The organism is Paenibacillus wuxiensis (assembly GCF_040195695.1).
Lineage (GTDB): Bacteria > Bacillota > Bacilli > Paenibacillales > Paenibacillaceae > Paenibacillus_B > Paenibacillus_B suaedae.
Genome location: NZ_JBEFZI010000011.1, coordinates 164,028 through 174,431, shown reverse-complemented (window position 1 = coordinate 174,431; position 10,404 = coordinate 164,028). Strand labels below are relative to the sequence as shown.

9 protein-coding genes and 1 pseudogene are annotated in these 10,404 nt (G+C 41.1%); all 10 read left to right on the top strand.

What is annotated here, in order from left to right; genetic code table 11:
- Nucleotides 1-1,998 (top strand): RHS repeat domain-containing protein (locus ABN764_RS24265; protein WP_446673341.1); only part of this gene is annotated, 1,998 nt, incomplete at its 5' end.
- Nucleotides 1,999-2,015: 17 nt separating this feature from the next.
- Nucleotides 2,016-2,327 carry a hypothetical protein gene (locus ABN764_RS24260; RefSeq protein ID WP_090512273.1) on the top strand — a complete coding sequence of 104 codons (312 nt, stop codon included), beginning with the start codon at nt 2,016-2,018 and terminating at the stop codon, nt 2,325-2,327.
- Nucleotides 2,328-2,694: 367 nt separating this feature from the next.
- Entirely contained in the window at nt 2,695-3,213 is a 519-nt protein-coding gene (locus ABN764_RS24255; protein ID WP_446673340.1) for a hypothetical protein, read from the top strand.
- 15 nt (nt 3,214-3,228) lie between these two features.
- Nucleotides 3,229-3,495: a hypothetical protein gene (locus tag ABN764_RS24250; protein WP_446673339.1), complete on the top strand. Its 267-nt coding sequence runs from the start codon at nt 3,229-3,231 to the stop codon at nt 3,493-3,495.
- Between the two features lie 337 nt (nt 3,496-3,832).
- Nucleotides 3,833-5,044: pseudogene (locus tag ABN764_RS24245) on the top strand (polymorphic toxin-type HINT domain-containing protein); the annotation flags it as partial.
- Between the two features lie 574 nt (nt 5,045-5,618).
- Nucleotides 5,619-5,984, top strand: coding sequence for a dihydroorotate dehydrogenase (quinone) (locus ABN764_RS24240; RefSeq protein WP_174808206.1), 366 nt, complete (start codon nt 5,619-5,621; stop codon nt 5,982-5,984).
- A 355-nt stretch (nt 5,985-6,339) separates the two neighbouring features.
- The gene (locus ABN764_RS24235) at nt 6,340-6,669 is read left to right on the top strand and encodes a hypothetical protein (RefSeq protein WP_174808207.1); all 330 of its coding nucleotides are present in this window, start codon (nt 6,340-6,342) and stop codon (nt 6,667-6,669) included.
- 785 nt (nt 6,670-7,454) lie between these two features.
- On the top strand, nt 7,455-8,060 hold the full coding sequence (locus ABN764_RS24230) for a M91 family zinc metallopeptidase (RefSeq protein WP_446673338.1): 606 nt from the start codon (nt 7,455-7,457) through the stop codon (nt 8,058-8,060).
- Between the two features lie 4 nt (nt 8,061-8,064).
- Nucleotides 8,065-8,553, top strand: coding sequence for a hypothetical protein (locus ABN764_RS24225; RefSeq protein WP_446673337.1), 489 nt, complete (start codon nt 8,065-8,067; stop codon nt 8,551-8,553).
- Between the two features lie 564 nt (nt 8,554-9,117).
- Complete coding sequence (locus ABN764_RS24215) at nt 9,118-10,125, top strand: carbon-nitrogen hydrolase family protein (RefSeq protein WP_446673343.1); 1,008 nt, start codon at nt 9,118-9,120, stop codon at nt 10,123-10,125.
- Nucleotides 10,126-10,404: the final 279 nt, after the last annotated feature.

Genomic DNA, 10,404 nt, shown 5'->3' with positions numbered 1-10,404 from the left:
AAGCGGCATGACGGCATCGGCCGCCTGCTGGAGCAAACCGATCCGAACAAGCAAAGCAAACGCTTCTATTATGACGGTAACGGCAATGTGATCAAAAGCATCGACCGGAAAGGACAGGTTCAACAATACGAATACAACAACCGGAATTTCCTGACGGCCGTCGCTGCTCCGGACGAGCGGATTACGTACAGCTACGACGCGATGGGCAAGCGGACGGCAATGACGGATCAGACAGGGACGACGGGCTACGCGTACTATCCTTCAGGCGAACTGGCATCCATCACGTATCCAGATAAGACGGTGTTGTCATTCAATTACGATCAGCGGGGATTGCGCGAAGAGCAAGCCTTAACGTCGGGCAGCTACCGCCTGGCAAGCCAGACGGAACGATTCATCCCGATTTCAGCGCCAAGGAGCATGAAAGTAGTGGAAGGAGCCAGAGGAGAACTGGCCCGATTCGACTATTCGTATGATGAATCCTATAATCGGATTACGGACTTGAAATCGTCGCAGGGCTTGAATATAAGCTATGCCTATGACGGATTGAACATGGTCGGCATCCAGCAGAAGCAAGGCGAGGCACCATTTGCGAATTACAGCTATATCTATGATAACAACCGAAATATTACGGCTAAAAATGATAACGGAGCGGCGTATCAATTTAGCTATGATCCGTTAAATCGGATCAAGACCTCAAGCCAGTTCAATGAGGCATACACATACGATAATCGGGATAACCGCAGAACCCTGCAAAGCGATCAGGTACCGAACATCAAGGGAGCCAGCTACGCGTACGACAGCCGCAACCGTCTGACCCAAGTGACAACGGAAGACGGCAAAGCCGTCAGCTACCGCTATAACGGCGACAACCTTATGGTAGAACGCACCGAAGGGGGCGTCACGACCCGTTACTACTACGATGATCGGGCGAAAATCGTAGCCGAAGGCAAGGTGGAAGGAAACGGCAGCATCACGATTACAGCATCGTATGTCCATGACGATTACGGCAAGCTACTGACTCGTCAGGTTCCAGGACAGGGCATACACTATTACGTTTCCAATGGGCATGGCGACATTACGGAAATCCGGGATGCACAAGGCAATGTCCTGAACCGCTATACGTACGATATCTGGGGCAATCCACTGGTTCAGGAGGAGCGAGTCCCGAACATTTTCCGTTACTCGGGCGAATATTGGGACGCAGCAACGAATCTGCAATATTTGCGCGCAAGATGGTATGATCCAAGTATAGGGCGGTTTATTAATGAGGATACGTATGAAGGGGAACTGGGTAACCCGCTGACGCTGAATCTGTATACGTATGTGCAAAATAATCCGTTGAAATATATCGATCCTAGTGGGAACAGATATATACCGTCAGAGTTGAATTCCATTCTCGAAGCGACTATGAAGATAACTTCTACCGAAAGTAGAGCATATTCATACGCTTATAACTTGTTAAGTCAAGAGTTCGCAGATGTGTATGATAATAATCGTTTTAATTATTTGTTTGGTTTATTAACGCAAACAAGTGCATACAAGAATAGTGCAGGAAATGCGGACTGGGCAAGAGCGGAGTTAGCCAAGGATTACAGTAAATGGCATCAGGAAATCTCCTTTGCGGAAGCTTTGGCTTCATTGGGACCAATAATCGGGGGCATAGGAAAAGCTAGAGAAGTTGGTGGAAAGGGAAGAGCGGCTGGTGGATACACCAGTATTAAGAATAAAGGATTTAACAAATCATACGATAAACTTTCTAAAAATATACAAGGAAAAGCAGATGCGGCTTTTAAGCAATTCAAGGAGGATCCGGATCATCCAAGTTTGAATTTCGAGTATCTAAATGGTGCTCCAGATGGTAGAAAGTATGTGTCTGCTAGAGTTGATGGTTCTTATCGGGCTTATGGAATAATTCGAAAAAACGGTGTAATTGAATGGGTTGGAATAAACAACCACGACTATAAGGCCGTCATTAGGGAATTAAATACCGCTTATTGAGTGTAAGGAGAAGTCATATGGGATGGAAACATATTGTTCTAGAGGCGAATTGTTTCTATGAAGACAACGAAGAGAATCATGATTCAAAATGCTGTAAGGGGAATATAGGTGTTCATTGTTTAACTTACAACCAAGATGGTCATCAAATTTGTCCCAATTTGGTTTTCGGCAAAAGTAGGACATCTGTTATTGCAACCGATAAAGATGGTAATGCTGTGGACTCTTCTACGTTCTGGACGGACGAAAAATTAAGTTCTGAAGAATGGGTGAGAAGAGAAGAAGAATGGTTAGATGAGAAGAGAAGGCAAATGAATATGAATAGTAAGTAATATTTGGGTATGGGAAAGACCTAGAGAGTATAATGATATGGCTCCTACTTGAAGTAAACAGTTTTATTATTTCGACTGTCCACCGCAAGGCATATCAGAAAACCTCAAGGTCTTTTTTTACCCCATTCCTTGCCGTATGAATCGGGCGGAATGTCTAGAAAGAACCTAATGCTCATCAATGCTGTAGCTGAGATTGAATCTATATACGTATGTACAGAACAATCCGCTGAAATATATTGATCCTAGTGGAAACAGATATATACCCTCAGATATGAATTCCATTCTCGAAGCGACTATGAAGATAACTTCTACCGAAAGTAGAGCATATTCATACGCTTATAACTTGTTAAGTCAAGAGTTCGCAGATGTGTATGATAATAATCGTTTTAATTATTTGTTTGGTTTATTAACGCAAACAAGTGCATACAAGAATAGTGCAGGAAATGCGGACTGGGCAAAAGCGGAGTTAGCCAAGGATTACAGTAAATGGCATCAGGATATCTCTTTTGCGGAAGCTTTGGCTTCATTGGGACCAATAATCGGGGGCATAAGAAAAGGTAAAGAAGTTGGTGGAAAGGCAGTAAAAAATATTAATGGTTTAGATGATATCCTGAATGACCCAAGTAAACTAAAAGGGATTAAACCAGATGAGCTTCATAAGTATCTAAAGGATAACGGGTATAATCCAACAGCGCTAAATAAGAGTGAAAAATATAAAGGAATACCTTTTGAAGAAGGAGGAGGTTTTAGAGTTCACTGGGGAGGAGATAGAATATTACAATATCATCCGGGAAGTAGACATCATGGTGATATTCCTTACTATAAACTATCCTCAGGTAAGTCAGGAACAAAGAGATATGATATGAATGGCCATCTAATTGAATAAATGGCGAGGTGTGAAATGAATTCAATTGAGAAAAAAATTGAGGGGTTATTTAGAGAATTACAATTTGAGAAGGAAATACTCAACAACACAAATGTTTTTGTACATGATGGGAAATACTGTAGAGTAACCTTCATTAAAACACTAGAATCATACGTAATTGAGTATGCGGATAGTTTTGATGAAGCAGAAAAAAATCTATTTGAAGATGGGGATTTGTTCCCATTATCATTAGGTGAGGATGAGCTGATTAATAGAATGAGGTATGAAATAGCTGATTCATAATGTGATCGAACAATATTTGAATGTAATCAATAACATAGAGGAAGATCGTACAATACAACAACTTGACAAACTCTTTCAAAGGCTTATTCCTACTTGAATGATAAGGAGGAATAAGCCTACTTTTGCATTCCTAAATCAAAAGAGGATAAGAAAAATGGAAAAGCATGTACAGGAAGTAGAGAGAACAGCAGGTTTAATTTTACAAGTTCAAGTATAGTATGAATCGGTTAGAGAACAGATAGTTGAGTGTTATTAGCTCGATAGAGAAATAAGAAACAAAGCTGAAAGTGGAAACAGTCAGGACGAACCGACGCACAGGTGCTAAGAAGCATTCGCGAACTACAGCTATGCCTATGATAACAACCGCAACATTGTAGCGAGGAACGACAATGGAGCGGCGTATCAATTTAGCTATGATCCGTTAAATCGGATCAAGACCTCAAGCCAGTTCAATGAGGCATACACATACGATAATCGGGATAACCGCAGAACCCTGCAAAGCGATCAGGTACCGAACATCAAGGGAGCCAGCTACGCGTACGACAGCCGCAACCGTCTGACCCAAGTGACAACGGAAGACGGCAAAGCCGTCAGCTACCGCTATAACGGCGACAACCTTATGGTAGAACGCACCGAAGGGGGCGTCACGACCCGTTTCTACTATGATGATCGGGCAAAGATTGTGGCTGAAGGCAAGTTGGATGGGGACGGCAGCATCACGATTACAGCGTCCTATGTCCATGACGATTACGGCAAGCTGCTGGCTCGTCAGGTTCCAGGACAAGGTATGCAATACTACGTATCCAACGGACACGGAGACATTACCGAAATCCGGGATGCGCAAGGCAATGTCCTGAACCGCTATACGTACGATATCTGGGGCAATCCACTGGTTCAGGAGGAGCGAGTCCCGAACATTTTCCGCTACTCGGGCGAGTATTGGGACGCAGCAACGAATCTGCAATATTTGCGCGCAAGATGGTATGATCCAAGTGTAGGGCGATTTATTAATGAGGATACGTATGAAGGGGAAATCAAGAATCCGCTGAGTTTGAACTTGTATACGTATGTGGAGAATAATCCGTTGACGAAGGTCGATCCGAGCGGAAACAGTGCTACTAATTTATGTATGTACTCGTTCGAGTTCAACTGCTTCTCAGCTGGAACGAAAGTGCAGACGGATGAAGGACTGAAGCCGATTGAAGAAATCCAGGTGGGAGATAAAGTCCAGACACGGGATGAAGAAACCGGGGAGACTGCATACAATCTGGTCGAAGAATTGTTCCAAAGAGAAACAGATGAAACGTATCATGTAAGCGTCAACGGAACCACGATCGTAACAACGGCGGAGCATCCATTCTGGGTATCGGGAGAAGGCTGGGTGGAAGCGCGAGATTTGAAGAAAGGAGATATGCTGGTAGACCTCGACGAAAATGAAGTGCCGATCGAGGAGATCAAAATCAAAAAAGAGCGAACGACGGTATATAATTTTAGAGTACAGAGCGTACACAATTATTTCGTCACGGATTTAAAAATCTGGACGCATAATTGCGGAGGATCATATGGTGGAATGTCCGGAGCGCGGTTATCTTCTTCCTCAAATGGCGCTAGAGTTGGAGGCGTAGGGGGAGGCTATTCGCGTCCAGCGAATGTGAGCCGTGGCACGACCGGCATCCGAATAGAAGTAACGAAAAAAAGCGCAGATCAATTCTATAAGTCCATCATGGATAAGGCATTTAAGCCTAAGGGGACGGGAAATCTTATTGATTCAAGTCCAATAAAGATCCCTGGTAATGCTGTTAAGGTAGAACAGGCTAAGAATGGGTATGATCAAATAAAATATAATTGGTCTGATGGAACTTATAAGTATGAAGCACGTTGGCATACAAGAACTCCTGGTGCACCTGCAGATCAAGGGAATACTTGGGTTGTTACAAGAACAACTCCAGGAAGCCAAACAACAAGAAAGCAACAACATATTTTGACGGGCGATAATCAATGGACATCTATGAAACAGTGGCAGGATGCGGTAAGTGCGAGACAAAATGGAGTAGCGACGCCTGAACAACAAGCGCTCTTAGGTTCAGGTCATTGGTCAGCTCCATAAGTATGGGAGGTGTCAAATGGAAATAATTAAAGACTTTTATACCGGATTTGAGGGTGAACCGGAGATCATCTTCTATTTTGAGAATTCCGAGAATCAAAAAGTTCAGCTTAAGGCTTGGATTGGTTATTTTGATTCAATTATGGCAGCTATACAACCTAATGAAAACGGGTGGAGTGGGCTCTCATATTACTATCATACGGATACCGCTTGGTTTGAAGAGTCGCCATGGAGAATACCTGATTTAGGCGATGCGTTGAACAATCTTCAAAGTGCCAATAAAACAGAATTAGATCAAGAGACACTAACTGTCTATCAAAGCATATTTGAACTATTTCATGAAGCCCAATCCATAGATGGAGAAGTATGGATTGCGTATGACTAAGCCTTGTTGATTACGAAAGACCTTGATTGGTTTCGTGCCTTTCAAGGTTTTTTCTTTGGTGGGGCTACCTAGTGTCGATTTAGCCTATCATTCAACCAATAACACATATTGCCCATGTAATACCCGTATGAAGAATTCGTCACTTCGTTTGTTAAAAGCACCTATCTCAGCAGACTAAGACGGATGTAATAATTGCGGTTTACTTTTTGTTAGCAGGATCGTACAATACAATCAACAAACCAAACACTAAACAACTTGTCAACCACTTAATAAACTTTCAAAAGCTCTTTCCAACTTGAACTATGAGTAGGAATGGGCTTTTTTGCATGCCCAAATTCAAAGGGGGAAAAGGAAAATGGCAAAACAGGCACAGGAAGTAGAGGAGACATTGGGTTTAATTGCTCAGGAACAAGCAGAGTATGAGAGGATAATGGAGGAAGTAAGAGGATACTGTCAGAAAGCACGAGAGTTACTGCAACAGGCGGACGAGTTGAGATGCTCTGGCAGTACAAATCCACAAGTGCCAACAGAGATAAGCAAGCTAATGGAACAGGCTAACTATTTTAAGCATCTAGCAGATCAGAAAGATGGATACCCTAGACTGGAAATACTTCGCCGTATAGGTAGCTTGGAACGTGAAGCATCTGGATTACGGGATTCAATACAGTACAACGAAAACTATTAACTCGTCAATAAATAGAACTAGAAGAAGCAGAACAAGAAGCTGTGTTAATGGTACAACGAGCAAAGGAACAAATACGGAATAGCTATTGGAATCCCAAAACTGGAAAAATCGAGGGGAACGGAGTTGATAGGAAGTTGATAAAAGGATTTGAACTACAAGAAGAGATTATTGAGTTGGAAATCGAAGATGGATTTATTGAGACACGACCTCAAGCTAGTTTGTTTTTGTTGAGACCCATATGATACGTACAATCTACGGCAACAGAACCCTGCAAAGCGATCAGGTACCGAATATCAAGGGAGCCAGCTACACGTATGACAGGCTGCAATCGACTGACCCAAGACACCACAGAAGACGGAAAAGCCGTCAGCTACCGCTACAACGGGGATAACCTATGGTAGAAAGCACCGAAAACGGTGTTACGACCCGCGTTACTACTACGATGATCGGGCAAAGATTGTAGCAGAAGGCAAGGTAGAAGCGAATGGCAGCGTCACGATTACCGCATCCTATGTCCATGACGACTTCGGCAAGCTGCTGCTCGTCAGGTTCCAGGACAAGGTATGCAATATTACGTATCTAACGGACACGGCGACATTACGGAGATTCGGGATGCACAAGGCAATGTATTGAAGCGCTATACGTACGATATCTGGGGCAATCCATTGGTACAATAGGAACAGGTTCCGAACATTTTCCGTTACTCGGGCGAATATTGGGACGCAGCAACGAATCTGCAATATTTGCGTGCAAGATGGTATGATCCAAGTGGTCATATAATAAGGGTGTCTGGATCTGAAAATGATCAGCAAATTATATTAGTACACTTACAACAATTAACTGACCATAAACTAACGATTAAAGATGGTCAAGTTTGGATTGGCGTACTAGGAGATATGGGTAATCTCCGTTATGAACAAGGTAATAAGCTGCTTGATGACAATACGACTACAATAGTGGTTCAAACAAAAGAAGGGAACTATGAGGTAAACGATAATAATAAGAATGCCACAAATGGAGTAGGAAGTGATGCAACAGTCTATTTTAATCCTAAATCTAATCCCACTATACAAACTACAGACCCTGAAACCGGAAATGTTAGTGGGCAAAAACGACCTTCTTATGTTGGTTTAGCTCATGAATTGATTCATGCTGATAGAGCAATGCGTGGAGCGCAATACGATTATAAAAAGATGGGTACTTATATTTATCAGATTGATAAAAAAGCAGGTAGTTTTTTGGGCATGAAATATACGGATACTTGGAGGAAAAGACAGACGATACGGAAAGAGGAATTAGCCACTACCGGGTTAAGATATGTAAGAAATGGTGATATAACTGAAAACAAAATAAGAGCAGAGCATAGATTACCTTTGAGAGGAGCATATTAGTCTAGTGAAAAAGAATATGCTTTTTGGGTTAGTTTTGATTATCGTATGTCTTTTGATAGGATTATATTTTTTAAGGAATACTTCGAAAGATGTTGACGATAATATAATAATGAAAATTTCAATATATCCTACAGCAGCACTCGATGAAACATACTTGTTTGAAGTAAGGTCAGATAAAATGCTCGAGGTATCAAAAGGTGTTCGGAAGCATCAAACGTTTGATTTTCACTTAAGAAAAGTTATAGATATAAAAAGAAGGAAACTGACTGCTGAAGAATCAAAGGTTCTACTCGACGCAGCAAACAGAATCGAAGAAACGAGCGATAATATCACAAAAAAATTAATTGCAGATGGGTGGGATGTGTCCATCTATTACAAAGGAAAAATAATGGATTTGAACTACTATGGTAATGAGTCAGAGGATTTAGATGTATTAGTTAATCAACTAATTTTATTGTCACCAATTACCGTAGATCTGCATGGGTGGTCGTAATTCTCACAGCTCAGTATCTCCTTCAATATTTAAACATTAACTACAGATGATTAAATATGTACTTATTTCTCTTACCACATGCGAGTGTAACTATGAACTGTAACCCGTAAGAGGTCACTTACGGGTTACAAGTTCAACAACTCCATGTGGTTTTCCTTTTTTTGATTGTGATCCACACCCAGTGACGAATGAATCGGTCGTCACGCTCCGAAAGAACTTAACCTTTATTCCCCTCAACCATATGAAAATTTTCTAAAATGGCTGTATGGACTGTCAACACCAAACTAGACAACTTTTTTTAGGGTCAATTTTTTTAATCAACGGGGCTCATATAGCCTAGTGTTCCATGGCTTCGGTGTCTATTGTGCCCGTTCACATAATCATTAACTCCAGTTTCTGCTGAAGGCTATTTGTATTTCTCTTTGATCAATTTAACAAAAATGGAAAGTGGATGGTCAAGGCTATAAATAGTGGATGGTTACAAATGGAATCTTAAGTGTTAATTTGTAGTTAAATAATTATTTGAACTTAAATAATTATAAATAATTACAAAAGGAGAAATTTATTGTGGGAAATTATCCTAAATATCGCGCAGCAGCTGTCCAGGCTGCACCTGTATACTTGGATTTAGATGCAACAGTTGAAAAATCTTGCAAATTGATTGCTGAAGCAGCATCTAATGATGCAAAATTAGTTGCTTTTCCCGAAGCTTTTCTTCCCGGTTATCCTTGGTTTGCATTTATTGGTCATCCAGAATATACAAGAAAATTCTATCATGATCTCTACAAAAATGCAGTTGAGATTCCTAGCTTAGCTATTCAAAAAATAAGTGAAGCAGCTAGAAAACACGAAACTTACGTATGTATTTCTTGTAGTGAAAAAGATGGTGGATCTTTATATTTAACTCAACTATGGTTTAATCCCAAGGGGGATTTAATCGGAAAACATCGAAAAATGAGAGCGTCTGTTGCTGAAAGACTTATATGGGGAGACGGAAGTGGAAGCTTGATGCCAGTATTTAAAACGGAGCTTGGTAATTTGGGTGGACTGATGTGCTGGGAACACCAGGTTCCTTTAAATCTGCTTGCAATGAATTCACAAAATGAACAAGTACATGTAGCCTCCTGGCCAGGGTACTTTGATGATGAAATCTCAAGTCGATACTATGCTATTTCAACTCAAACCTTTGTTTTAATGACATCATCTATATATTCGGAAGAAATGAAAAGTATGATTTGTTTAACACCTGAACAAAAAGAATACTTCGATACATTTAAGAGTGGACATACTTGTATTTATGGACCTGATGGAGAACCAATTAGCGAAATGATCCCTGCAGAAACAGAAGGAATCGCTTATGCTGATATAGATATAGAGAAAATAATTGATTATAAATATTACATCGATCCTGCGGGTCACTATTCTAACCAAAGCTTAAGTATGAATTTTAATCAAAATCCTACACCTGTTGTTCGTAAGTTTGGAGATAACGAGACTAAGAAAATTACTTATGAGGAAATCAATCTGCAGATTGGCAGTCGAAACTTTTCAGGCGAAAATGCTTCCTTTTAATTTTGTCACACTCCCAAAGCAAAGAAGAGCATTAATCTAATAAAGTGAGATGACATGAGAAAGCGTCTTGAACATCCGTCAGATAATGTTCAAGACGCTTCTATTTTCATGCACGTGGCATGGGCAAAAGGGCATGTGGTTATAAATCTCATAATTTTCTGATCGGCCCGCTCATTAGCTGTGGCAGAACCAGACAAGAGTATTGTGAAAATACGTAAAACCCGGCATCTGAACGACGCCGATTTGGCATTATCCTATTTTTCGAACTACTCTGCGATT